The following is a 22,964-nucleotide window of genomic DNA, read 5'->3' as shown; positions in this document are numbered from 1 at the left end:
AAATGGCAGTGCTAACTAACCGATTTATATATGAATAAAAAACAAGCTGCACAATAATAAGAATTATTTGCATTTAGGTGTTGACAGATAGTTAGATCTAACTGATAATCAATATCAACAAGACGGATTGCATACCACTTGTTAAGGAATGAATTGATTTGTTTCTCGACCCTGAAACAACGTGTGGCGCACGTAAACAGCTATGGTTACTTGTTATGAACCGCAACGCCCCTTGATGTTGATGATGAGTAACCGCCCTACTATTTTACTTGCTACATTGCTCATATCGGTGACGGTAGATATGAAACTAAAAAAGCCCTTACGGGCTTTTTTTATGTCTGTAATTTAGTGAGTCGCATACTCACATAAATTCAACCATTAACGACGGTTTTTACGTGCGCGTGCTCGGCGTTGTTTTTTCTCTTCTTCTTTAGCTGCTTTTTTAGCTTCTGCTGCAGCGCGTAAACCAGCAACCATTACTTCTTCTTCCTCACGCATTTGCGGAGTTTCCATAGTAATACGGCCAATGATACCGTCGCGTAATTCGTTGATTAGTATTTCAGACATTTTGTATGTGTCTATTTGGTTACCACCACGAATACAGCCACGTTTTTTACCCGCCATTTCAACAAATTCCCAATCACTTTGTGGTAATTCATCTATTTTATAACGCGCTTTTAATAACTCAGGGTATGCACGCAATAGGTACTCAGCTGTGTAACTTGCTACTTCTTCATACTCAAGTGCTGTATCACGAATGGCACCGGTGGCGCCTAAGCGATAACCTGAGTTTTCGTTTTCTACTTTTGGCCACAACATACCTGGCGTATCGTAAAGCATAATACCGTCTTCAAGCTTAATGCGTTGTTGCGCTTTAGTAACAGCAGGCTCATTACCTGTTTTTGCAACTATACGCCCAGCCAATACATTAATTAACGTAGATTTACCCACGTTAGGAATACCCATGATCATGGCTTTAATTTGCTTATCTGCACCCACTTTATGTGGCACTAGCTTTTTACAAAGCTCATTAATACGGTGTACTTCAGCTGCTTTATCATGCCCAAAAGAAATCGCTTTAACACCGTTTTCTTGCTCAAAATAATCTTTCCAGATTTGAGTCATTTTAGGATCAGCTAAATCAGCTTTGTTCAAAATTTTGATGACCGGCTTACCTTCACGCAAGGTTGCCACCATCGGGTTTTCACTACTGTAGGGAATGCGCGCATCAAGCACTTCAATGATCACATCCATTTGTGGCATTATTTCTTTAATTTCATTGCGGGCTTTATTCATGTGCCCAGGGAACCACTGGATAGCCATTTTTAACTCCTAACGTATAATTAACCGCTATTTTAACTGGCAATTCATTTAATTGCGCTATACTGGCGCAAATTTTTTCAGATTAGTTGTTATGGCTCTTAAATCCACCATTATGAAAGTGCAGTTATCGCTTAGCGATATGGACCGCCACGTTTATCAAGATTTTAATTTAACCTTGGCTCAACACCCATCAGAAACCGACCAACGGTTGATGATTCGCTTACTCGCTTTTGCACTCAATAGCTGTGATGGTTTAGAATTTACCAAAGGGTTAAGTGCTGATGATGAGCCTGAACTTTGGCATGTAAGCTATAGTGAAGAAATAGAACTATGGGTTGAGCTTGGCTTACCAGATGAAAAACGCCTTAAAAAAGCCTGTAATAAATCTAAAAAAGTGGTGCTATATACTTATGGTGAAAACAATCAAGCAATTTGGTGGCAAAAACATCAACCTAAATTGTATGAATTTAAAAATCTAAGTATTTTTAGCCTTGATTACGCAGCAACACAAGCACTTGCTGCTTTGGTTGATCGTGGAATTAAGCTCGCCATTACCATTCAAGATGGTGAAGTATGGGTAAATACCGATACAACCAATATTGAAATAAAACCGCTACAGTTAATGTAATTACGGTAGTTATACCAATTGCATTAAATTAGTTATGTATTATAGCGACAAATAAATAAGTCGATAACAAGGCGAAAATTATGACATATAGTTGTTTTATATAAATAATTTTTAACGCAGGTAGCGGATTATTTAATACGCTAGGATGATCATGTTTTTAATAAAATTGGTATTAGGGAGCATATGAAAGTTAAACACGTTATTGTTTTACATGGCTTGTATATGTCTGGCTTTGTTATGCGCCCACTTTGTTCACGACTTGAAGAGTCGGGTATGACGGTATTAAACATTACCTACAATACGCTCGACCCTCACCGCGATACCATATTTGCACAAATTGATGAGTGTATTTCTAACGAACCTGCAGCGCTTGTATGCCACTCAATGGGAGGGCTGATTGCACGTGCTTACCTAGAGGCAAACTCTCCTGCTAGCCAGAATATTACGAAGGTAATTACACTGGGTACTCCACATAAAGGCAGCCATATAGCGCAAAAAATGAAGCAAAAAGGGTTTGAATCATTTTTAAAAAATAGTGTTGAGTTTTTGCTTACTAAAAATGGTAATTGGCCTTTTAAAGCTAAGCTTTATAGTATCGCAGGGGATTTACCTATTGGGCTTATGCCTTTAATAGTCAAAGGTAGTCAGTCAGATGGCACTGTATTACTAGATGAAACCAAACTTAAAGGTATGGCCGAACACAAAGTGTTTCATTTAAGCCATACCAGTATGATTTACTCGCGCCAAGTACTCGATTACATTTTAAAGTGCTTAAACGAGAAAGATTAATCCTCTGCATTGGCTGCTATTTTATAACTAATTAAAAATATCACAGCCAGTATCAGCGGAATGGGCGCCGCAATGTAGCCAAAAAAATCTGAGTTCGCAAAGCTTGCACCTGCTAAGTGCGCTACTAGCCCTAGCACAAATGCGATGACTGCAATTCCTACCACAATTAACTCTGCTTTATTTTGTTTCGCTGTTTTTGCATGCATGTTATCTCTCCTAATTATTTCGACAACATTATTATGCGCCATTAGGGTGGATGATTTTTGACCTACATCAATAAAAAAATAGCTAAGTTATTACCTTGAATAAAGTTTGTTTTAGATCATGATTTATATACTTCTGGGTTTTATTTATTTTTGAGGGGTAGTATTTTTATTAATCAGTCCCATTTCTATTAATAGTCTAAAGTGAATACAGGTATCAAAAACAGCTAATAGGTTAAAACTATTAACTAGATACATTTAAACGATTTTACTAATTTATCGAAATTAGTAATACTTATCACAAGTTCACAAACAAACGGTTATTCAGGAGCAAGTTATGTCACATGTAAACGCAATTGGTCTAAACAGCGCAAAAAGCGAAGACATCATAAAGTCACTCAATACATTATTGAGTAGCTACCAGATTCAATACATGAACGCGCGTGGCTTTCACTGGAATATTAAAGGCCGTAACTTTTTTGAACTACACGTTAAGTTTGAAGAAATTTATAACTTACTACTTCTCAAAGTAGATGAAGTTGCAGAACGTATTTTAACGTTAGATGGCGCACCTCTACATGCATTTTCTGATTACCTTGAAGTAAGTAAAATTAAAGAAGCTAAAGGTATTAGTGATGGCGTTACAGCCGTAGAGAACCTACTTGCTGGTTACAGTACATTAATTCACATGCAGCGTGAAATTTTAACTCAAGCTGGTGATGCAGACGATGAAGGTACAGCCTCACTAATGAGTGATTACATCTCAGAGCAAGAAAAGCTGGTTTGGATGTTAAAAGCTTACTTAGACTAAAGTTAAGCAAAAAAAAGCCCTCAATGAAGAGGGCACAAATAGGGATAAATCGTTAAATAATCAAGCGATTCGGTTACTATATTAGCCTCCTCCCCATACTAAACAACGCCCCTGTTACCAGTGGCGTTGTTTTTGGTTTAAGTGGGCACAATACTTATATATTGGGATAAACGATGTATAAAAAATTACTGCCGCATTATTTTTTCCAATAAAAAAGCCCCAGCAATACTGAGGCTTTGTGAACGTAACTAATTAAGTAACTATAGTTAGTGTCGTTATTGTTGGTTAGAATTTACTTCTAAAACCAATGTAGAATGATTGTCCAATTGGGTCATACGTACCTGCATCCGTTTCAGTACCCGTGCTTGAACCACTTACACCCGATAAAATGCGTGGTGGCTCTTTATCAAATAAGTTACTTGCACCAGCGTAAAGCTCTGTTGAATCGCTGATATGGTAACTTGCTTGAACATCATGATACGTTACTGAACCAATCCCTACTCCACCTGGAGCAATACCAAAACCACTTAAGAATTGATCATCAAAGTCTGCAGCGCCAATGTAAGTTAAGCTCCAGTTAAAATCAAAGTCGTTAAGTTTATAACCAAAGTTCCAGTTAGCTTTATGCTCTGATGCACCAATTTCTCCAGCAAACTCATCTTTATCAGCGCCTGGAAGTGGGATGCTATAACCATCGATTAGGTAAGTATAAGCAAGGCGAGTTCTAAACGCACCTGGTCCAATATCAGCAGAGTACGTTAGTGTTAAATCAACACCTTCTGTACCTAAACCACCACTGTTAGATACACCACCGTCGATAAATTCTAGTGAACCAGCACTATTATTACCTGATGGCGCACTACGACGAGTTACAAAGTCACAAAAGCTTGTATCGCCACCACCATAACATTGGTCAAGAATAAACTGACGAGGTGTTGCTACGATTGCATCTGTAATTTCGATATCAAAGTAATCAAGCGTAATGTCTAGGCCTGATATTAGATTTTCTGGTGTAAATACTAAACCTACTGTTACAGAGTCACCAACTTCTTCTTTTAAATCTTGGTTGCCACGGTTAAAACCACTAATACCTTGTAAGTCAGACTGGTTAAGCGTGAACTCGCCATTTGAAGCGATATTAGTTGTAACACCAACATCTGTACGACAAGCATCACCTGCAGCACCACCGCCACTATTAGCAACACCTAAACATGGATCGTTTAAACCACTTGGGAAAGTTTGTGAAGGTGGAGAAAATAGTTCATCGATATTTGGAGCACGTGTTGAACGTGCACGGGTAGCACGTAAACGTAAGCTATCCATTACTTCCCAGTCTACACCCACGTTCCAACTTTCAGTATTGCCTACTGTTGAGTAGTCAGACAAACGAACTGCTGCATTCATTGTTACAGAATCAAGCACGGGGATATTTGCTTCTACATAATATTCAGTTACATCAAACGAGCCTTCTGTTGCTGGAATTGCATTACCCGCATTAAGGCCAGCTTGCTGTAGAGCATCAAATTCACTACGTGAGAACTCTTCACGGTATTCAAAACCAGCAGCGATACCTACCGTACCTGCCGGTAAATCAAATAAATCACCTGAAATATTACCACCAATAATCTCTTGCTCAACCGACGTTGAAAGTGAGCTAGGTGCACTTACAAAATTAATAGCACCTTGTGATAACGAATTGAAACCGTAAATATTTACCGGCGCACAGTTAAAGCCACGTGCTGTCGCATCGATACAAATAGCCTCATCAGTAATACCGTCGCCATCTAAATCTTGGCTATCGATAACAGCTTCTAAACCTTGACGAAAACTTTGTACATTAACTAGACCGCCTGATACTTGTTGCTCTTTTGTTTTACCATATACATAGTAAGTATCGTAAAACCAACCATCGGCTATTTCACCTTGAAAACCAAGCGCTAAACGGAATGTGTCACGCTCTGCTCGTGCTCCACGGTTACCTACATCACTTAAGCGCTTTGCAAAAAAGATATCACGCATACCATCACCATCAGTATCAGTTGCTGCGTTATATATATCATCTGGAACAAACGCATTACGTAGAAGCTCACCGTTTACGTTAAATTCAATTGGTACTTGCCCATTTGCATAAATGTCGTCAGAGGCGAAAGGAAATGGCTCTAATTCAGAAACGGTCGTTGTTGCGGCGTAAGTACCTTCATAAAAAAAGCTATGCTTGTCGCTTAACTCGTAGCTACCGTTTGAGGCGAATAAATAACGCTCTGTAGGTATCGCTATCGTGCGTACACCGCTTCGGTTAAAACCATTTGCAGCTACGCCATCGCCACCGTTAGTACTAAATGAGTTTTGTAGGTTGTTTGCATCATTAAACGTAAATGTTTCATCCCCAGCGCTAAAGCGACCCTGTGGCGGAAATGAAGATAAAAATGGGCTTACAGCATCAAATACAGAGCCTGGGTTTGCTGCTGGATCATCTTCAAAGAAAATACCTGAAAATTGGTCTACTGCCGAGCGGTCACGGTCACGTGAAAAAACAGCACCTTGATCCGAATACCCAAGGTGGAACATCGCGTGCCCTTTCCCATCTGAGCTTGATAAGCCTGAGGTAAAGTTAAATTGGCGTGATTCATCATCGCCTTCGCTTGATTCACCATATTGGCCTTCGAATTCAACACCTTCAAAATCATCTTTTAAAACAAAGTTAACTACACCAGCAACAGCGTCAGAACCATAAACAGATGAAGCACCACCTGTCATAATTTCAACACGTTCGATAAATTGACTCGGGATAGTATTTAAATCGACAGCAGAGCTACCAGGTACACCTGATACATAACGACGACCATTTACTAAAACCAATGTACGGTTAGAGCCTAAATTACGTAAATCAACAGTAGCAACACCCGCACTTGCGGTATTAAAGTTTGAGTTAGTACGGCTAATAGCTGGTGTACCAAATGCAGGGTTCTCTAATAGTAAGTCTTGAATATTTAACGACCCTGATGCATCAATCGCTGCACTATCTACAACTTGGATAGGTGCTGATGACATTGCCTCAGCTGAACGAATACGAGAACCTGTAACTTGTACGCGTTCTATTTTAGTTATTTCGTCATCTTCTGCAGCCACACCTTGAAATGAAAAGCTTGCAAGTATCGCGCTGCTTAGCGCAACTGTTAACGACGATTTTTTAAATAGTCGCGCGCTACCTTTGTTAGTTAATGTCATATAATTCCCCTGAATTGTTATTTTTGTAACTAAATGGTTACTTCGCGGATTACAGTAAGGGGATTTATTTAAACACTCTACGGGCATTATTTATGAGGCGTAGTCTTTGGTACGAATAGCAGCTTTTATGGGATGAATTAGTACGTCACAATTATTTTATAAATATATTGTACTTTTCATAACAGTTTTTCCGCTAAGCACGGTCTTTATTATTATATACAGCAAGAGATATAAAATAATGATCGCTTCTTTTCATGCATTAACTTTTGTTAGTAACACTAAGTTTGCAACATTTTTAACAAAGCGTGTGCAAGATCACCGACACTTTGAATCTCAATCTTTTCTTCAAACAAATAGATTAGATCAAATAGACACAGATCAATACAATGTACTGTTTTACGAACTAACCAACCTAGCTGACCCTATGCAAATAGTGCATTTAACTGAGCTTGCTAAAAAGCTGAAGTTAGTCATTATTGCTCAATCGGGACATTTTGCGAGTTTTGCCTTTGAAGTTGGCGCTGTAGATTTTTTAATATTAGATTCAACTGCATCACGTATTGATAAATGCTTTGATAAGCTGATTCACCTTTGCCCGATTGCAAGTGCGGCCGAACGCCAATACCAGCAAAGCACACAAGCTGAAAAGCCATCATCACACATTGTGGTTAAAGATGTAGGTAAGGTAAGGCTAATTGATATAAATGATATTATTTGGATTAATGGCGCGGGCAACTATGTAGAGCTGCATTTTACCCAAGGTAATACGCCGGTACTACATCGCGAAACCATGAAAAATATTGAACAACAGCTAGAACCAGAAGGGTTTGTTCGTATTCATCGTTCAACGCTGGTAAGAAAACAAGCTATTTGCGAACTGATGCCTACTGACAGTGGCGATTATAGAGTAAGACTGAAAAACGATATGTGTTTAAACCTTTCACGGCGCTATAAAGGGTGTTTAGAGAGTATTATAAGCCCTCTTCAATAGCGGTTTATAATACTCATATTAATTACCAGTTCTGTTTTATATAACTGTCATTTGGGTGCACTAATAAATAGCTTTCGGTATCTTTATAAAAATTAACTTCTACATCGCTATTTTTCCATACTTTTTCAAACATATTTTTAGCTATGATATTAATGTTTATATAGTCAACTCGTTGATAGCCACGTTCTTTTACACCGGCAAAATAGGCCTCTAATGAATCGAGGCCATCCAAAGTTAACAGCTCAAACTCTCTTAAATTAACAACCACATACTTAATCGTATTCTCAGGGTGAGTGCTCAGCTCCTGAACAACGCCATTAGTTAACAGCGTAATGCCTTCATTGTTAAAGCTCCCTTTCAATTCTAAATACATCTGAGGGGGCTGTGAACAAATCTGAAATTCACCATGTGCTCCAAACATAAATCGCCTTACATATATCAACTTCTATATATAGGATAATACAATTTTCTGATTTTGCAGTTAATTTAATAAAGCAATAAAAAAGGCCATTTCGAGTGCTTTTTCCTCTAAACTTTTAAAGCGACCTGATGCACCACCGTGCCCTGCATCCATATCGGTTTTAAATACTAAAATATTACTATCTGTTTTAAGCTCTCGCATTTTTGCAACCCACTTCATAGGCTCCCAATACTGCACTTGTGAGTCATGAAGGCCGGTAGTAACTAGTATGTTCGGATAGTTTTGTGCACGAATATTGTCATACGGCGAGTAAGCTTCAATTACATCATAAAACTGAGGCTCATTTGGATTACCCCATTCATCGTATTCATTTGTTGTGAGCGGGATACTCTCATCAAGCATCGTGGTTAATACGTCTAAAAATGGTACATGGCAGCCAACACCGCAATATAACTCTGGTGCTTGGTTTACAACTGCCCCCATCAATAAACCACCTGCACTGCCGCCTGAGGCAAACACCTTGCTGCTATCACAATAGTTTTGCGCAACAAGTGCTTTTGTCACGTCAATAAAGTCACTAAAGCTATTTTGTTTATGCTCTTTTTTACCTTGTTCGTACCACTGACGACCTAGCATTTCAGAGCCGCGAACATGTGCTATTACATAAACAAAACCACGATCGAGCAAGCTCAATGACGAACTAGAAAAACTAGGATCAATCGTATAGCCATAGGCGCCATAGCCGTATTGAAATAACGGATTTGTGCCATCTTTTTTAAAGCAGTCTTTTCGATAAACAACCGATACGGGCACTTTAACTCCGTCGCGAGCAGTTACCATTAATCGCTCCGACTGATAGTCATCGGCATTAAAACTACCGAGTACTTTTTGCTGTTTAAGTAGTGTTTTTTCGCCGGTTGCTAAATCAACGTCATATAACGAACCTGGTGTTGTTAAGCTTGAGTAATAAATACGCGCAGTGCGAGTGTCTGGCTCTGGGTTCATTGCTATTGCAGCATAATAACAAGGATCGGCAAACTCAAGTGCCATACGATCCCCTTGCCTATTAACAACTACAAATCGAGCTTGCCCTTGTTCGCGTTCACTCAATACTAAAAAGTCATTAAATAACTCGACACCTTCAAGCAGGACATTTTCTCTGTGAGCGGTATGCTCAAACCATAGTGTTTTATCAGCAATCGTTTCGTTTGTTGCCGTCATTAATCTAAAGTTTTTAGCTTGCCAGTTAGTCACAATATAAAATGTGTCACCTAGCTTATCTACGTCAAACTCGTGGCCATTTTCACGCGGCATTAATGCTTTAAATTCGCCAGTGGGCTTATTAGCATCAAGCACCCATGTATCGTTGGTCTCTGTCGATGCTAAATCAATAATAATTAAGCTTTCATCGCGGCTTTTACCAAGTCCCATAAAAAAGCTGCTGTCTTTCTCTTCGTAAACCATTACGTCTTGGCTTTGCTCGCTGCCAAGCTCATGCCTAAATACTTGGTATCCTAATAGCGTTTTTAAATCTTTTTTTACATAAAAAACAGTTTTATTGTCGTTAGCCCAAACAATTTGCCCTTCTGTATTTTCAAGTACATCAGGTAGCATTTCACCGGTCGCTAAGCTTTTAAAGCGAACATTATAAATACGACGACCTTCAGTATCTTCAGAGTAAGCCATAAACTGCTCACATGGGCTGAGGGCGACCTCTCCTAGCTCAAAAAACTCAAATCCTTCAGCTAATACATTCACATCAAGTAAAAGCTCTTTATTATCAGCCTTTATGCTTGTACTTCTATAATGACGCGAGTATTCATCATCACCACGAACTTCTGAGTGATACCAGTATTTCCCGTCTTTAACGGGTACCGAATTGTCATCTTTTACAATGCGTGCTTTTAACTCTTCAAAAAGTGTATTTTGTAGTGGCTTCATAGCAGCTAACTGTTCATCGCAGTACGCATTTTCAGCATGTAAATGTGCAAGTACTTGCTCATCTTGGCGATCGTCATCGCGCATCCAATAGTAATTATCGGTACGTATTTTATTGTGGGTACTTAATGTATGGGCTTGCTGTTTAGCAATCGGGAAATTAGGTAATAAACTTAAAGAGTAGTCAGGACGAGACACAACAAAACCAATTAAAAAAATAATGTGATTTGCAGTTTATCATAAAAATAAAAAAGCCCATCCAATAGTTGGATGGGCTAAAACGGTAAACGCTTCATTACTAAAACCGCTATACCTTTGGGAAGATAATTCACTTGAGCCTTATATTTGCTGCCAAGCCATAGCCCAACTTTGTCCAATACCGGGCTCGAACATAAACTTTTTATCGTCACTCGCGCGGCAAAACTCATTAAATGGCCAAGGCCTGCATTGATATACATGCCCAGTTTTTGGCTGCAATACCTTTGTACCCGCATTATAGTTTTCACAATTTTCAGGGTACACGTAATCATAAGTATCAAGGTTATTAACAACACGCTCATCGCATTTTGCAATACAATGAAAGTCGACGTGTGCTTTACATATACCACTGCTTTGCAAAGCAAAAATTTCATTATTTCTATAGGCTACAATTAAACCCTGTTCGGTCATTTTACCTGCGCTAACAAGAGGAACATGCACATTAATATGCTCGGCAACTAAACGTGGCCATGCGTGAGGCTCACCTTGCTCAAGCGAGGTGATCTTGTAATCAAATGATAAACTAACCAGCTCTCCTTGCATGTCGTAAAAGGTTACACTCACCACATCACCAATAAATAATTGGGTATGATGATTTAAGCAACCTATTGTTGACCACTTTCCACAGGCCAACGACGTATGCATAAACACGGCAACACCTTAAGAGTTACAAAATCTTATCCATACACTATGGATACACAAAAAATACACTGAGGGCAAGTGATACATAACAACACGTTATGCAGTAGTCCCGCTACCATAGCTTTTAAAAAGCCTTAGACCGGAAACTTTGCGTCCTAACCTTTCGGCTAGTTTGCCAGCAATGCGGCGATTATAATTCGACCCCGCATAACAATCAAACAAAAGAATGTAACCAAAAACAAAAACCAACCCTTTAAGGTTGGTTTAATGTATTTTTAACTAAACAAATAAGTTAAAGGCTCTTTCGCCCACGTAAATACCAGCAACACCAACAAAGATATAAATATTAACCACGCAGGCCAAGACGCTTTTGTTACTTTAGCCTCAGAGTCATCCGCTTTTAACTCTTTTGAGCCTGTGATCATCGCCTTCACTAGCGGTTTGCCTTTTATTCTATAAATGATAATAGCTAATACGTGCAAGCCAATAGCATAAAGTAAAATGTCAAAATTCAGCTCATGTAGCCAATTAGCAAAATCAATCGTATCGCTAGACACATATTGAGCAAGCGGCCCGTCAGTTAAAATACCATCACTGCTCATTAAGCCACTTACAAGTTGCGTTATGATTAATATAAAAAACACTATCACCATACAGCTACCGGGTGCTGAATGGCCTAACGATTCGCTTGGTGTTTTTAGCGCCTTTAAAATAGCACCAGGAGAGTGCAGTAACCCACTTAATCTCGCGGTTTTACTACCAATAACACCCCATATTAAACGTGTTACTATAAGTGCTAAAGTAAAAAAACCAGCGACAAAGTGAAGCTCAATCATGCCCTCTTCAATACTAAAATAAAGCACTGCAATGCTTACAACCAAAAACCAATGAAAGCACCTAATAAACCCATCCCACACTTTTAACGTCGTCATTGTGCCTATCCTTAAAAAAAACAGTATTATTTAATTTGTTAACTACTTTAACATCATAATATTAAGGTATCCTTATGAGCCATTCTACAAGCCGTGAGAGTAAATATCATGCAACCAGTTAAAAAAGCTATTTTAAAAGGCTTTTTAGATATGCTACCACTGTGTTTAGCCGTTGTTCCTTGGGGTATTTTATGCGGCTCTTTAGCGATTCAAAATGGTTTTAGCGCCTTTGAAACCCAAGCAATGTCGTTATTAGTATTTGCAGGCTCTGCACAGCTTGTTGCGATTGAACTTATGGCGGGCAACACACCATTGCTCACAATTTTATTCACAACATTTATTATTAGCTCTCGGCACTTTTTATACGGTTTAGCTGTGCGTCATAAGGTCATTGATCAACCTATGCGTTGGCGCTTACCGGTGAGCTTTGTTTTAACCGACGAGCTGTTTGCGTTTTCTCATCACCGAAAAGCATATAGAACAAAAACACGTTTAATATACGCATTAAGCGCTGGTTTTAGCTTTTATATTGCATGGAATATTTGGACATTAATTGGCATTGTAGCGGGTACAATGCTGCCCGATTTAACTAATTTAGGGCTCGACTTTGCGATTGCTGCCACGTTTATCGCGTTGGTTATTCCGGGGATCAAAAACTTGGCCTCACTCGTTACAGTAATTGTAGCTGGTGTTAGCGCAACGCTTTTAAAAAGTACCGGATTTGAATTATGGCTTGTTTGCTCAGCGCTGCTGGCAATGGCCGCAGGTTACAGCACAGCAAGGCTAACCGCTAAAAAGGAAGCAACGCTATGATGACAACTATTTTACTCATGGCGTGCATTACATTTTTTACGCGTTATTTATTTTTGCACCGCGCTTTACCGTTTAAAGTAGGTCCTAAAATGCAGCAATTTTTAAGCTTTAGTGCACCTGCGGTGCTTACAGCAATTTGGGTGCCTATCGTGTTTTTGAATGAAGATGGCATTAACTTAGACTGGCAAAACCCTTATTTAAGCGCAGCGATAGTCGCCATCATTGTTGCCTATAAAACACATAATATTTATTACACTACGCTTGCCGGTATGGGGCTATTTCTGATTTTAAATTAGAGCGCTCTTTATACTTTATGAAATACTGTACTCAGGTTAAAATACCGATAACAATAATAAAAAAGACGCCAATATGCACAAATTCCATCAATTAAGCGCAACAAGCTTGCAGGGTCAACCTATTAACTTTAGTGATTTTGAAGGTAAGGTTGCGCTTATTGTTAATACCGCAAGTAAATGTGGATTTACCTACCAATACGAGTCGCTTCAAGCTTTGCATAATAAATATGCCAGCCAAGGTTTAGTTATTTTAGGGTTTCCGTGTAATCAATTTGGTCAGCAAGAACCCGGCGACGCTACACAGATAGAGCAAGGGTGTTTAATTAATTTTGGTGTGAGTTTTTTAATGGCGGCCAAAGTAGATGTAAACGGTAAGCATGCTCACCCAGTCTTTCGTTATTTAAAATCGGCTTTACCTGGTTTTTTAACACGTAAAATAAAGTGGAATTTTACTAAATTTTTAATTGCCGCAGATGGCACGCCAATTAAACGTTATGCACCTTTTACTAAACCCGAAAAGCTAGAACTTACAATTCAAAAAGCTTTAGCACAGGCTAAAAGCACGCTTTAAAAAGTAATAAAGAGGCGCAAGGCCTCTTTATTGCCAATACTATTGAAACTTAAACATACGCATAACTGCACATTTAAACTCTCAATATTAATTGGTATTTTATTTATACTAGTGAAATTTAATCGGTGTAATCGCTTAAATCGTCTTCGCCTAGATTTTTACGCAAGCGTTTTTGCTCAAGGTAGTCTTCCAACTTCTTTTTAACCTTTTGCTTGTTCTTATCGTGTTGATTACGGCCGAGCATTTCGTACTCGTCTTCAACAAAATCGTCATCTAGCGCATCGTAACTAAATGTCTTACCCACAACCCACTCCATAAAGTGTTTGAGACCAACCAAGGATTTTATTATCGCAATAGTCGGTAAAATTAAAATGTTTAACGTCAAAATGCTGTGCAAATTAACATCAAAATAAAGCCACGTGACTACTGTAAATAGTCTTCATGTCAGTAATGTGAATAAATAGCGCTAAATTTGAATTGAGGAAAGTGAGAGTTTTTTATCGTATCGATAAATAAAATTTATTAATTTTTATTAGTTAGCCAATTTGACTAAAAAATAGTTATTTATTAATTGATTTCATTTACTAAAAAACAAACAAAAACAGTTAACCATATGTTTTATATTAAAAAATAAAACTGGCATCAAACTTGTTATTAATTAATCGTCATCAACAAAAAGTAGAGAACAAACATGAAAAAATTACTATTAGTTAGCGCATTAATTTGTACGCCAGCCGCTATGGCTCATAACGATAACGATTCTGCAATTTCATTTAGTAATGATGAATGTAACGTCGAATTTAAAAATGATGTGCGCATTAAGCCAAACGAATTGGAAATTTTTACCGCCAACAATAAAACCATGCAGTTTAATAGCCATGGTGACTTAACCGTAAATGGCGAACTTGTAGCGCTGAATAATTCGCAGCGCGACGCGCTAACCAAGTACTCTGATAGCTTACGCACTCAATTACCTGAAGTAGCTAATATAGCGCTTGAGGGTGTTAAAATTGCCGGAGTAGCATTAGAAGAAGTAGGCAATGCATTTAATATTGACGGTCTTGATAATATGTCTGAGCTTATGGATGACATTAAAATCGAAGTAGAAAACACATTTTACCAGCAAGGTACATTTGTGATGGGCCAACAAAGTTTTAATCAATTTGGCGAAAACTTTGAACAACAATTTGAGCAACAGATAGAAACAGCGGTTGAATCAGCAGTGATGCAATCAATGGGCAGTATTTTAGTAGCTTTAGGTTCTGAGTTACTTGGTTCAGGCGGTGATATGGATGCCTTTGAACAACGTATGGAAAATATGGGTGCACAAATAGAAGAAAAAGTAGAGCTACATGCAAGCGCACTTGAAGAACGTGCTAACTCTTTATGTGGAAACTTTGCTGAAATTGCAAAACAAGAAGAGCAATTAGTAATGCAAGTGCCTGAGCTTGAAGGTTACCAGTTATTTAGCTTTAAACAAAATTAGTACAGCAAACGTTATTTAACATCCCTTTGGCAGCACTTAAGTTTACTTAAATGCTGCTTTTTTGTGTTTCGCAAACTTATACCAACCTGCATAAATCTTTGATCAATTTAACTAATTAAATTGCACTATAACGTCGTTAAAAATTTTTTATTTAGAACAACTAGATACAAAAACTTTTGCCTAGTTCTAGCGTAATTTTCTTAACGTTAAATAGACCCCATATATAAGCAGATTGGTATTACTTTTTAGCTAATAAAGTAAGCTTACCCAATGTAACTATTGCTTGCTCAATTTGCGCGCTCCATTGCACACCATAACTTAATCTTACGCAGCTTTTATATTTATTAGAGGCCGAAAAAACAAGCCCTGGGGTAATACTAATACCAACCTCAAGCGCAAGTAAAAACAATGTTTGGCTATCGTACTCGCCTCCTAAATCTAGCCACATAACGCAGCCTCCTTTTGGATCGCTTATACGTGTATTTTTTGGCATAGCTTGTTGTAAGCACCATCGCATACGCTCTTTGTTATCGCGCAGGCGTTGCCTAAGTACTTTTAAATTTCGGTCGTACTCACCACTGGCAATAAACTCAGATAACGTCCATTGGTTTATTAACGAAGCAGAGCAACTTAGTGCTCTTTTATATCGCCTTGCTTGCGTTGCAAATTTACCCGCAACTAACCAACCTACACGATAGCTCGGCGCTGCCGTTTTAGAAAAAGATGAGCAACTAATCACTAATCCTTTTTTAGAGTACGCTAAAGCAGGTGTGCCACGTTTTGCCGTAAAATATAAATCGCCATATACGTCATCTTCAATAAGCACTACGTCATGACTTTCAAGTAGCTCCACCAGCTGCTGTCTGTTTGTATCAGGCATAAAGCTGCCCACAGGGTTACTAATTGCAGTCGAGAATAAACACGCTTTTATGTCATGCTCATTTAAAGCGCGTTCCAAATCACTTAACCAAATACCATTATCTGGGCACAGTGGTATTTCGAGCGCTTTAAGCCCTAGGCTTTCTATTAACTCGATAATCCCGTGATAGCAAGGCGTCTCAATGGCAACTACATCGCCTGGCTTTGTTACACACTTAAGTGCAATAGCCATGGCTTCTTGTGCACCATTGGTGATCACAAGCTCGTCCATATTTACACCAATACCAAAATCTAAATAGCGATGCACCAATTGCTTTTTCAGCGGCACAAACCCATCTGTTGGTCCATAGTTAATAGCTTTACTGCCAGCTGTAGTCATTACTCGGCGCATATTTCTGGCCAGTGCTTTATCGGTAGGTGCAGCAGCAATTGGGTTAGCGATACCAAAAGGAACTACATTAGCTTGATGAATCGCACTGTATACCTGCTCTATTAAGGCTTGTTTATTTACCACAACAGGTTCGCGACTTAATTTAACTCGCTTAGGTAAATTATGCGCCATGCTGACGACTTTTAAAAATTACCCTGATTTTTCACGTGCCTCTACTAACCCCTGATCTTCAAGTGTTTGATAAGCTTGCTTCACTGTCGGAATACTAATGTTTAAGTTATCTGCCATTTTACGCAGTGATGGAAGTTTTTCGCCAGGGAGTAAAACCTGTTGGGCGCTCATATCTCTGATCAACTGAATAACTTGCTGATATAGAAACTCATGCCCCTGGCTATTTTTTTGTCTTATCATCACGCATCCAAATCTGTATAGGTTACATTTTTACTTTTCTGTATATGGCAAGTATACAGATAGGTCTTAAAATAGCCATTCAATCGGGCTTTGGAGAGTAACCATGAGAAGTGCAGCGCTATACATTACAACCGTTTTAATTTGGGGTTCTACTTGGTTAGCCATCGAATTTCAGCTAGGTGATATTGCAGTCGAGTTATCGTTATTTTATCGCTTTGCTATAGCAGCACTTTTAATGTGGTTATATGTAGCGTACAAAAAATCGGATATGCGCTTTTCATTAATCGATCATGGCTTTTTTGCTTTATTAGCTCTGTTTAACTTTGGTTTAAATTACTTAATGCTTTACTGGGCACAAAATTACTTAACCTCAGCCATGAGCTCCATTGCCTTCTCGATGCTGCTGGTTATGAACATAGTTAACACTCGACTATTTTTTGGTAAGCCTATCTCAAAACGAATTTATACCGGTGCCGCACTCGCTGTATTAGGTATTACGTGTCTGTTTTGGCCACAGTTACAGCAGTTCGACTTAAGTAACGGTGCATTGGTCGGGTTACTACTTGCCCTTGGTGGCACCTTTGTGGCTTCATTGGGCAACATGGTAAGCGTTCGTAATTCTCGTAAGCAAATTGGTGTATTGCAAGGCAATGCATGGGGTATGTTATATAGTGCTATAGGCTTAGCTTTATATGTATTAATGAACGATGTGCAATTTAGTTTAAATGCTCCACCAAGTTACTGGTTATCACTACTTTACCTATCAATATTTGGCACCGTAATCGCTTTTGGTTGTTACTTTGCACTACTAAAAAATATAGGCCCTGAAAAAGCCAGCTACGTTATTGTTTTATTCCCGTTAGTGGCAGTAACACTGAGTAGCTTTTTTGAAAGCTTTGAATGGCACGCAAATACCTTTGCAGGGTTTAGCTTAGTGCTATTAGGTAACGCCATTGTGCTTACCCCAACAAAACGAATTAACGCCTTTTTAGCTAATAGAGCAATAGCTAAAAGTGGCTCCGTCCCCAGTTAGACGCGTTATTAACGCAACTAACGCAAAAGCGCCTACTTTACTATAGGCGCTTTTTTATTGGCATATGAAAAAGTAAGGCCTGTCCATGCACACTAACAACTGCAGGAGTCTTACCTATCAGCTCACCATCTGCTTCAATCAATAGCCCTTCAGTATTTATGGAAGCTGTATTTAAGCGACTATAGGTAAGGTTTTTTATATACTCATGACGCTCAAAAAATAACTTAATAAAGCTTTTTACATTATAAAAAAGCCCACCCGATCGCATTTGATAACACTCAAGCTGACCATCAGTTAAATCTGCTTTTGGCGCTATTTCTAGCCCGCCACCAAAGTACTTATGATTAGCAAATACAGTAATTAAATTTTGATACTGCCGAGCATCGTTATTAAACGTACCTTGCAACTGCTGAGCTTGATAATAAAATAGCTCTTTAATACTCGTCCAACTGTAATCAAAAGATGAAAAATTAGCTTTCTCGTTAATTGTTTTAATAACATGAGCATCAAATCCTACCCCTGCAATATTAATAAAATAGCGGCTATTAATTTTTCCTATATCAATGGCTGTCGGTGTATTAAATAATGCCTTTCGCCAATCATCTTCTTTGCAATTAAATCCTCTAGAGAAATCGTTACCTGTACCGCAAGGTAATAATGCTAACGAACAGCTGCTCCCTATTAGCGCATTAACCGCCAAGTTCAATGTACCATCGCCACCTAGTGCAACTACTTTGGGAAATTTACTCAGTAACAACCTTATTTGAGCGCAGTCATCGTCAAAGCTTCCCGTTGTAGTAAATATACAATAAGAAAAGCTGCGTTTTTTACAGATACTTTTAAGCCATGCCAATGATTTTTGGCTCTGTTTTTTGATACTTGGTTTAATAATTATAAGTAGTGACAAGCTTTTGTTTCCAGCAATGTATTTTAGAGTGAGATAACAAACGTTTAATTAAATTTTTTTAATCTGAATAAATAATCAAAAAACATTGTATAAAATGCATAAAAATAAATTAAAAAACCAAAAACCCCAACATCAAAGGGGTTAAAACCAACCGTCATGTAAATAGCTATGCAAAAACAGTAATGCAACTTACTGAATCGCATATTAATAAAATCAATTCAGATTAGTTTAACTAATCCCTCAGGCTCAATTTTTATCGTTGTATTTTCAATCAAACAACGTGCAAAATGCACGCGATTTCAACAGATACAACCGGAGCAAAATAATGAAACCAATTAATACATTAAATCAAACAGCAGCAGCGCAAGTAGCCGTTAAACCAACTAACCGTAAAGCAAGAATGTTAGCTAAACTTAACACGATTGGTAAAAGACTAGCACTTAGCGGTGCAGCTCAATATAAATAATCACCCAACCATGATTATTTTTCGGTGCAGCGAACACTCAACCACTAAATGAAGTCACTTATTTAGCTCCCATTGTTTGCTGCAACCTATTTATTTTATTAAAAATTGCCTTAATTTCCCCTTATTTACAAAAAAAACCTCATTTACGTATATTTTTTAGGCAAACAGTCATTTTGCTATTTACACAGCGGTATCACCTAAGTATTATTCTGCGTCACGGAGAGATGGCAGAGTGGTCGAATGCACCGGTCTTGAAAACCGGCATGGGTTTATAGCCCATCTAGGGTTCAAATCCCTATCTCTCCACCATATTTTAATTGGTGGCTTTTTTTACTCCATCAATACAACCGGTTATGCGTTGGAGAGGTGTCCGAGTGGCCGAAGGAGCTCCCCTGCTAAGGGAGTATAGAGTTTGTAGCTCTATCGAGGGTTCGAATCCCTCCCTCTCCACCATACTTAATTTAAACCACTTAATTGTGGTTTTTTTGTGCCTAAAATTTAACACCGATACTAAATTGGGAGGGTGAGAACCTTCGACAGGGTTCGACAAAATGTCTGGAACATTTTAGGCCGCTGCAAGCGTCGCGCAGCGATTGATTACATGGATGTAAGCAAGTCTATCCCTTCCTCTGGACCATACTTAATTTAAACCACTTAATTGTGGTTTTTTGTGCCTAAAATTTATAAAAACTAAACAAATTGTGCCTAGTAATAACTTAGGGCATTATTAACACAACTTTAGCCACTTTTAGGTTTAGCTATGATCCGGTTCATATTGCTATCATTTTGCGCGGCAGCACCATTTTTTACCTTGGCACAAAGTACAACAGTGTATAAGTGTGTAATTAAGGGCGTTCCTACTTTTAGCCAAACGCCTTGCGCTAAAGATGCACAAGTTATTACTCTAAAAGATATAAATGTAATTGAAGCATATAAAAGCTCTACGCCCGGTAAAGGTATCACCGATACCTCTGTTGATGACTACTTAGAGGTTCAGCAAATAGAGCGTGAAATAAAGCGCCTTGAGCTATCTATTGAACAAAGCCAAAAAGAATACGCAGCTAAAAAACAACAAATAGATTATATGACCCAAGATAAGGCCAATCGTTTAGGCGCTTCGTCTATTGCTGATGCTATCGCAACTAAAACAAATTCATTAAAACAAGCCTACGACGCATCAATTAGTCAAACGCAGCAAAAAATAGAGTCATTAAAGCAAAGAAAGCAGCAGCTTAGCCAAAACCCTTAAGCGCTCGTTTTACTATAGAAATAAATTGCGCAACGTCTTCTTGAGTATTATAAACATGTGGCGATACTCGTATTCCAAATTTGCGAGCATCTACACTGACTTTCGCTTTATTAAGCTCTGTAAGTACATGGTCTTGTTGCTTGTTAAAAAACAAAATAACAGTCCCGCTGCATTTATCACCACTCATAGGTGATGCAACATATTCAGCTAGTTGCTCATGAATAAGCGTAAGCATCGCTAAGTTATGCACCCTTACCTTGTGAGCTGTTAGCTCTGCAAAGTAGGTAATACTATTTGCGGCAATAATATAAGGCGCTACAGAGGGAGTGCCACCCCAAAACTTAAGCGCACTGCTGTTATATTCAAAATTATTAATATCGAACTCAAATGGGTTTTGATGCGAAAACCAACCCACATCTTTAGGCTCACAATACTCTATTTGATTTTTGTTAACCCATAAATAAGCTGCACCTGGGCCACCACATAACCATTTAACGCTCGAGCCAATCATAAAGTCCGCATCGAGCACGCTTAAATCAAGCGGTATAACACCCGCTGACTGAGCAACATCAACTATTGATAAACTATTGGTTAATTTACTTATAGCTACAATATCGTACACAGGCGCCTGTACACCTGTATTTGAATACACATGGCTTATAAAAACTAAATCGATATCACAAGTTATATAACGCTGCCAAACACTAATATCTGTTAGGTTTTCGTGCTCAGGTATAAATATGATTTGCGCGCACTCTGGTAATGCTTTTTGCATTGCAAAACCCATGCTCGGAAAATCACTTTGCGCCATAAGCACTTTACAATCTTTTTGCTGTAATCGAGGGTGCGACATAAGCAACTTTGTTAAGCCGCTTGATAAATTAACCTGAGGACAAAACTGCGAACTAGGCGCATTAAATAACTTACCAAGCGTGGTAGTAAATTGCTCAACTGCGGGCAGCCATTGTTGCCAAGGTTCTTTATTTGAGCTCTCCCATGGTAAAAAGTAGTACTGAGCTAAATATTGCTGTGTATTTTTAAGAGGACGCCCTACCGAGTGGTTTAATAAATAACAGCCGTCGGCCATACAAAAATCATTTTTAAGCATGCTATTTAACCCATTCTTTAAGTGTATTTAGATCGTCAAAACGTGTTTTTATGTCATCGCGTTTGGCACTGGCTCGCCTATCTCTTAATTTTTCGAGCGAATCAAGTAACACATGAAGCGGCGGACCACTTGCTGTTACCTTGCTCATATGCTGCTGTTGCATATTTTTTGAGGGCTGAGCAATAAACTTTTCAACCAGTTGATTATGATGACCGACTGCAGTGTCGCCATGTAATTTACACACTTGAATAAATAACGTTGCGTGGCTTTTAAACCAATCTGTATTTTTATATGGCTCTGCTTGTAAAAAGTCATCCATAAAGCTTTGCATACGCATGGCTTCTCGCAGGATTTGTTGATCCTCTGGCATCATATATAAAAACTTATCCACCAGCATTTGCGAGTAACTAGGTTCATTTGCGCTACAAAGCCCTAGTAACATATCAATCACGTTAATACCTGCAAAGTCACCAGCATTTGCACCTCTGTAAACCTCTTTACCTACACGGTACGGTTTATAATAAGGGCGAACGCAGTTAAAAAAGCGATCTGCATCGAGCTCAGAATAAAGTGCATTATTTGACTCAATTACATCTATAAGCGCTTGTTTTGCTACTTTTAATAACTCACCACACAGGGGGTGTGAGATACCTAACGGCAATATTTTTAATAAAGCATCACTTGCACGTTTATAGGCCAAAATACCTTGGGTGTTGTAATCAAGAAATAGCTTTTCATCAGGTAAATTGGTAAATCGTTTATAAATACCGTTAAGTGCTTTGTTATGAGTAGTTAAGTGGGCGGTAGCAAAACGAGGGGTTACGCCAATGGATGCGCCTATATGCATAGCAAGCGCTGAGGCTTCAATTAGCGGTGAAGTGGTTTCTCTGCTTGGCTCAGTAATTTCATGGCGCCTACACGCTGCCATAAATAATCCTACGTTACCGAGTAAGTCAAAAGCGCTATCAAAGCCTTGATCTGTGTTTCCCTCGGCTAATAAATTACTAATTAATGCGTTGCCTTCTTTTTCTAATTGTTGCTTTAAGGCCTCACCTATTCCTTCTACATTTGCTTTATCGGTTTGCTGCCAATAAAGCTGCTCTAATTCACTATTTAAAGTGACAAACTCTGTTCGTATCCAGTGATCGAAAATAGCGGTATGTGTGTTCATTGGTGTGCTCTATTATTTT

The 22,964-nt window shown here is 38.6% G+C and carries 23 protein-coding genes, 2 tRNA genes, 1 pseudogene and 1 riboswitch; of the genes and pseudogenes, 13 read left to right on the top strand and 13 right to left on the bottom strand.

What is annotated here, in order from left to right; all coding sequences use genetic code 11:
* Positions 1–11: 11 nt before the first annotated feature.
* Entirely contained in the window at positions 12–158 is a 147-nt protein-coding gene (locus H5115_RS20375; protein ID WP_404936125.1) for a hypothetical protein, read from the bottom strand.
* Between the two features lie 220 nt (positions 159–378).
* Positions 379–1,323 (bottom strand): ribosome biogenesis GTPase YlqF, encoded by a 945-nt coding sequence (gene ylqF / locus H5115_RS15140; RefSeq protein ID WP_004334981.1) that lies wholly within the window; start codon positions 1,321–1,323, stop codon positions 379–381.
* Between the two features lie 91 nt (positions 1,324–1,414).
* Here ylqF and H5115_RS15135 point away from each other — a divergent pair, with 91 nt between their 5' ends.
* Both H5115_RS15135 and H5115_RS15130 read left to right on the top strand, forming a co-directional pair.
* Positions 1,415–1,951: a YaeQ family protein gene (locus H5115_RS15135; RefSeq protein ID WP_024593828.1), complete on the top strand. Its 537-nt coding sequence runs from the start codon at positions 1,415–1,417 to the stop codon at positions 1,949–1,951.
* Between the two features lie 183 nt (positions 1,952–2,134).
* On the top strand, positions 2,135–2,740 hold the full coding sequence (locus H5115_RS15130) for an alpha/beta fold hydrolase (RefSeq protein WP_004334986.1): 606 nt from the start codon (positions 2,135–2,137) through the stop codon (positions 2,738–2,740).
* On the opposite strand, the gene H5115_RS15125 is transcribed toward H5115_RS15130, so the two are convergent.
* Positions 2,737–2,946, bottom strand: coding sequence for a hypothetical protein (locus tag H5115_RS15125; RefSeq protein WP_024597139.1), 210 nt, complete (start codon positions 2,944–2,946; stop codon positions 2,737–2,739). The genes H5115_RS15130 and H5115_RS15125 overlap by 4 nt on opposite strands.
* A 334-nt stretch (positions 2,947–3,280) precedes the next feature.
* Between H5115_RS15125 and H5115_RS15120 the strand changes: the two genes are divergently transcribed.
* The gene (locus H5115_RS15120; protein ID WP_182672452.1) at positions 3,281–3,754 is read left to right on the top strand and encodes a Dps family protein; all 474 of its coding nucleotides are present in this window, start codon (positions 3,281–3,283) and stop codon (positions 3,752–3,754) included.
* A gap of 285 nt (positions 3,755–4,039) precedes the next feature.
* On the opposite strand, the gene H5115_RS15115 is transcribed toward H5115_RS15120, so the two are convergent.
* Positions 4,040–6,982 carry a TonB-dependent receptor domain-containing protein gene (locus H5115_RS15115; RefSeq protein WP_182756123.1) on the bottom strand — a complete coding sequence of 981 codons (2,943 nt, stop codon included), beginning with the start codon at positions 6,980–6,982 and terminating at the stop codon, positions 4,040–4,042.
* A 238-nt stretch (positions 6,983–7,220) separates the two neighbouring features.
* Here H5115_RS15115 and H5115_RS15110 point away from each other — a divergent pair, with 238 nt between their 5' ends.
* Positions 7,221–7,973, top strand: coding sequence for a LytTR family DNA-binding domain-containing protein (locus H5115_RS15110; RefSeq protein ID WP_024597141.1), 753 nt, complete (start codon positions 7,221–7,223; stop codon positions 7,971–7,973).
* Between the two features lie 22 nt (positions 7,974–7,995).
* Here the strand turns inward: H5115_RS15110 and H5115_RS15105 are convergent, their stop codons facing one another.
* The 4 genes from H5115_RS15105 to H5115_RS15090 all read right to left on the bottom strand — a co-directional run bounded on the left by H5115_RS15105 (position 7,996) and on the right by H5115_RS15090 (position 12,164).
* Positions 7,996–8,394 carry a hypothetical protein gene (locus H5115_RS15105; RefSeq protein WP_182756121.1) on the bottom strand — a complete coding sequence of 133 codons (399 nt, stop codon included), beginning with the start codon at positions 8,392–8,394 and terminating at the stop codon, positions 7,996–7,998.
* Positions 8,395–8,454: 60 nt separating this feature from the next.
* Complete coding sequence (locus tag H5115_RS15100) at positions 8,455–10,530, bottom strand: S9 family peptidase (RefSeq protein WP_182756119.1); 2,076 nt, start codon at positions 10,528–10,530, stop codon at positions 8,455–8,457.
* 141 nt (positions 10,531–10,671) lie between these two features.
* Positions 10,672–11,235 carry a hypothetical protein gene (locus H5115_RS15095; RefSeq protein WP_024589489.1) on the bottom strand — a complete coding sequence of 188 codons (564 nt, stop codon included), beginning with the start codon at positions 11,233–11,235 and terminating at the stop codon, positions 10,672–10,674.
* Positions 11,236–11,331: 96 nt separating this feature from the next.
* Positions 11,332–11,419, bottom strand: a riboswitch (cyclic di-GMP riboswitch).
* A gap of 88 nt (positions 11,420–11,507) precedes the next feature.
* A complete protein-coding gene (locus tag H5115_RS15090) occupies positions 11,508–12,164 on the bottom strand; it encodes a cytochrome b/b6 domain-containing protein (RefSeq protein ID WP_182756117.1) in 657 nt (218 codons plus the stop codon).
* A gap of 108 nt (positions 12,165–12,272) precedes the next feature.
* Between H5115_RS15090 and H5115_RS15085 the strand changes: the two genes are divergently transcribed.
* From H5115_RS15085 to H5115_RS15075, 3 genes are all read left to right on the top strand, one after another.
* Entirely contained in the window at positions 12,273–12,977 is a 705-nt protein-coding gene (locus tag H5115_RS15085) for an AzlC family ABC transporter permease (protein WP_004335013.1), read from the top strand.
* A complete protein-coding gene (locus tag H5115_RS15080) occupies positions 12,974–13,273 on the top strand; it encodes an AzlD domain-containing protein (protein ID WP_024597147.1) in 300 nt (99 codons plus the stop codon). Before H5115_RS15085 ends, H5115_RS15080 begins: the two co-directional genes overlap by 4 nt.
* 73 nt (positions 13,274–13,346) lie before the next feature.
* Positions 13,347–13,844: a glutathione peroxidase gene (locus tag H5115_RS15075; RefSeq protein WP_182672468.1), complete on the top strand. Its 498-nt coding sequence runs from the start codon at positions 13,347–13,349 to the stop codon at positions 13,842–13,844.
* A gap of 118 nt (positions 13,845–13,962) precedes the next feature.
* Here H5115_RS15075 and H5115_RS15070 read toward each other — a convergent pair whose 3' ends face one another.
* Entirely contained in the window at positions 13,963–14,148 is a 186-nt protein-coding gene (locus H5115_RS15070; protein ID WP_007579801.1) for a PA3496 family putative envelope integrity protein, read from the bottom strand.
* A 387-nt stretch (positions 14,149–14,535) separates the two neighbouring features.
* Here H5115_RS15070 and H5115_RS15065 point away from each other — a divergent pair, with 387 nt between their 5' ends.
* On the top strand, positions 14,536–15,330 hold the full coding sequence (locus H5115_RS15065) for a YggN family protein (protein ID WP_182756115.1): 795 nt from the start codon (positions 14,536–14,538) through the stop codon (positions 15,328–15,330).
* 238 nt (positions 15,331–15,568) lie between these two features.
* Here the strand turns inward: H5115_RS15065 and H5115_RS15060 are convergent.
* Positions 15,569–17,011: pseudogene (locus tag H5115_RS15060) on the bottom strand (PLP-dependent aminotransferase family protein).
* Positions 17,012–17,114: 103 nt separating this feature from the next.
* Between H5115_RS15060 and H5115_RS15055 the strand changes: the two are divergent.
* Positions 17,115–18,044, top strand: coding sequence for a DMT family transporter (locus tag H5115_RS15055; RefSeq protein ID WP_182756113.1), 930 nt, complete (start codon positions 17,115–17,117; stop codon positions 18,042–18,044).
* 40 nt (positions 18,045–18,084) lie between these two features.
* Here the strand turns inward: H5115_RS15055 and H5115_RS15050 are convergent, their stop codons facing one another.
* Positions 18,085–18,951, bottom strand: coding sequence for a diacylglycerol kinase family protein (locus tag H5115_RS15050; protein WP_182756111.1), 867 nt, complete (start codon positions 18,949–18,951; stop codon positions 18,085–18,087).
* A 325-nt stretch (positions 18,952–19,276) separates the two neighbouring features.
* Here H5115_RS15050 and H5115_RS15045 point away from each other — a divergent pair, with 325 nt between their 5' ends.
* The 4 genes from H5115_RS15045 (at position 19,277) to H5115_RS15030 (ending at position 20,666) form a co-directional block, all read left to right on the top strand.
* The gene (locus H5115_RS15045) at positions 19,277–19,417 is read left to right on the top strand and encodes a hypothetical protein (protein WP_004335040.1); all 141 of its coding nucleotides are present in this window, start codon (positions 19,277–19,279) and stop codon (positions 19,415–19,417) included.
* Positions 19,418–19,635: 218 nt separating this feature from the next.
* Positions 19,636–19,726, top strand: a tRNA-Ser gene (locus H5115_RS15040).
* 51 nt (positions 19,727–19,777) lie between these two features.
* Positions 19,778–19,870 (top strand) — tRNA-Ser (locus H5115_RS15035).
* 307 nt (positions 19,871–20,177) lie between these two features.
* Complete coding sequence (locus H5115_RS15030) at positions 20,178–20,666, top strand: RNA-binding protein (RefSeq protein ID WP_024597153.1); 489 nt, start codon at positions 20,178–20,180, stop codon at positions 20,664–20,666.
* On the opposite strand, the gene H5115_RS15025 is transcribed toward H5115_RS15030, so the two are convergent.
* Both H5115_RS15025 and H5115_RS15020 read right to left on the bottom strand, forming a co-directional pair.
* Complete coding sequence (locus tag H5115_RS15025; RefSeq protein WP_182756109.1) at positions 20,650–21,774, bottom strand: aminotransferase class V-fold PLP-dependent enzyme; 1,125 nt, start codon at positions 21,772–21,774, stop codon at positions 20,650–20,652. The two genes, H5115_RS15030 and H5115_RS15025, sit on opposite strands and share 17 nt — an antisense overlap.
* 1 nt (position 21,775) lies before the next feature.
* Positions 21,776–22,945, bottom strand: a complete 1,170-nt coding sequence (locus tag H5115_RS15020; protein WP_182756107.1) for a monodechloroaminopyrrolnitrin synthase PrnB family protein — start codon at positions 22,943–22,945, stop codon at positions 21,776–21,778.
* Positions 22,946–22,964 lie beyond the last annotated feature (19 nt).

Origin of the sequence: Pseudoalteromonas sp. SR44-2, from assembly GCF_014163745.1 — a bacterium.
Lineage (GTDB): Bacteria > Pseudomonadota > Gammaproteobacteria > Enterobacterales > Alteromonadaceae > Pseudoalteromonas > Pseudoalteromonas distincta.
This window is presented reverse-complemented; position numbering and strand designations above follow the sequence as displayed.

What these genes read in the sequence shown, in the direction of transcription:
- ylqF (WP_004334981.1), bottom strand. Translation starts at nt 1,323, where the DNA reads ATGGCTATCCAGTGGTTCCCTGGGCACATGAATAAAGCCCGCAATGAA.
- H5115_RS15135 (WP_024593828.1), top strand. Translation starts at nt 1,415, where the DNA reads ATGGCTCTTAAATCCACCATTATGAAAGTGCAGTTATCGCTTAGCGAT.
- H5115_RS15130 (WP_004334986.1), top strand. Translation starts at nt 2,135, where the DNA reads ATGAAAGTTAAACACGTTATTGTTTTACATGGCTTGTATATGTCTGGC.
- H5115_RS15125 (WP_024597139.1), bottom strand. Translation starts at nt 2,946, where the DNA reads ATGCATGCAAAAACAGCGAAACAAAATAAAGCAGAGTTAATTGTGGTA.
- H5115_RS15120 (WP_182672452.1), top strand. Translation starts at nt 3,281, where the DNA reads ATGTCACATGTAAACGCAATTGGTCTAAACAGCGCAAAAAGCGAAGAC.
- H5115_RS15115 (WP_182756123.1), bottom strand. Translation starts at nt 6,982, where the DNA reads ATGACATTAACTAACAAAGGTAGCGCGCGACTATTTAAAAAATCGTCG.
- H5115_RS15110 (WP_024597141.1), top strand. Translation starts at nt 7,221, where the DNA reads ATGATCGCTTCTTTTCATGCATTAACTTTTGTTAGTAACACTAAGTTT.
- H5115_RS15105 (WP_182756121.1), bottom strand. Translation starts at nt 8,394, where the DNA reads ATGTTTGGAGCACATGGTGAATTTCAGATTTGTTCACAGCCCCCTCAG.
- H5115_RS15095 (WP_024589489.1), bottom strand. Translation starts at nt 11,235, where the DNA reads ATGCATACGTCGTTGGCCTGTGGAAAGTGGTCAACAATAGGTTGCTTA.
- H5115_RS15090 (WP_182756117.1), bottom strand. Translation starts at nt 12,164, where the DNA reads ATGACGACGTTAAAAGTGTGGGATGGGTTTATTAGGTGCTTTCATTGG.
- H5115_RS15085 (WP_004335013.1), top strand. Translation starts at nt 12,273, where the DNA reads ATGCAACCAGTTAAAAAAGCTATTTTAAAAGGCTTTTTAGATATGCTA.
- H5115_RS15080 (WP_024597147.1), top strand. Translation starts at nt 12,974, where the DNA reads ATGATGACAACTATTTTACTCATGGCGTGCATTACATTTTTTACGCGT.
- H5115_RS15075 (WP_182672468.1), top strand. Translation starts at nt 13,347, where the DNA reads ATGCACAAATTCCATCAATTAAGCGCAACAAGCTTGCAGGGTCAACCT.
- H5115_RS15065 (WP_182756115.1), top strand. Translation starts at nt 14,536, where the DNA reads ATGAAAAAATTACTATTAGTTAGCGCATTAATTTGTACGCCAGCCGCT.
- H5115_RS15055 (WP_182756113.1), top strand. Translation starts at nt 17,115, where the DNA reads ATGAGAAGTGCAGCGCTATACATTACAACCGTTTTAATTTGGGGTTCT.
- H5115_RS15045 (WP_004335040.1), top strand. Translation starts at nt 19,277, where the DNA reads ATGAAACCAATTAATACATTAAATCAAACAGCAGCAGCGCAAGTAGCC.
- H5115_RS15030 (WP_024597153.1), top strand. Translation starts at nt 20,178, where the DNA reads ATGATCCGGTTCATATTGCTATCATTTTGCGCGGCAGCACCATTTTTT.
- H5115_RS15025 (WP_182756109.1), bottom strand. Translation starts at nt 21,774, where the DNA reads ATGCTTAAAAATGATTTTTGTATGGCCGACGGCTGTTATTTATTAAAC.
- H5115_RS15020 (WP_182756107.1), bottom strand. Translation starts at nt 22,945, where the DNA reads ATGAACACACATACCGCTATTTTCGATCACTGGATACGAACAGAGTTT.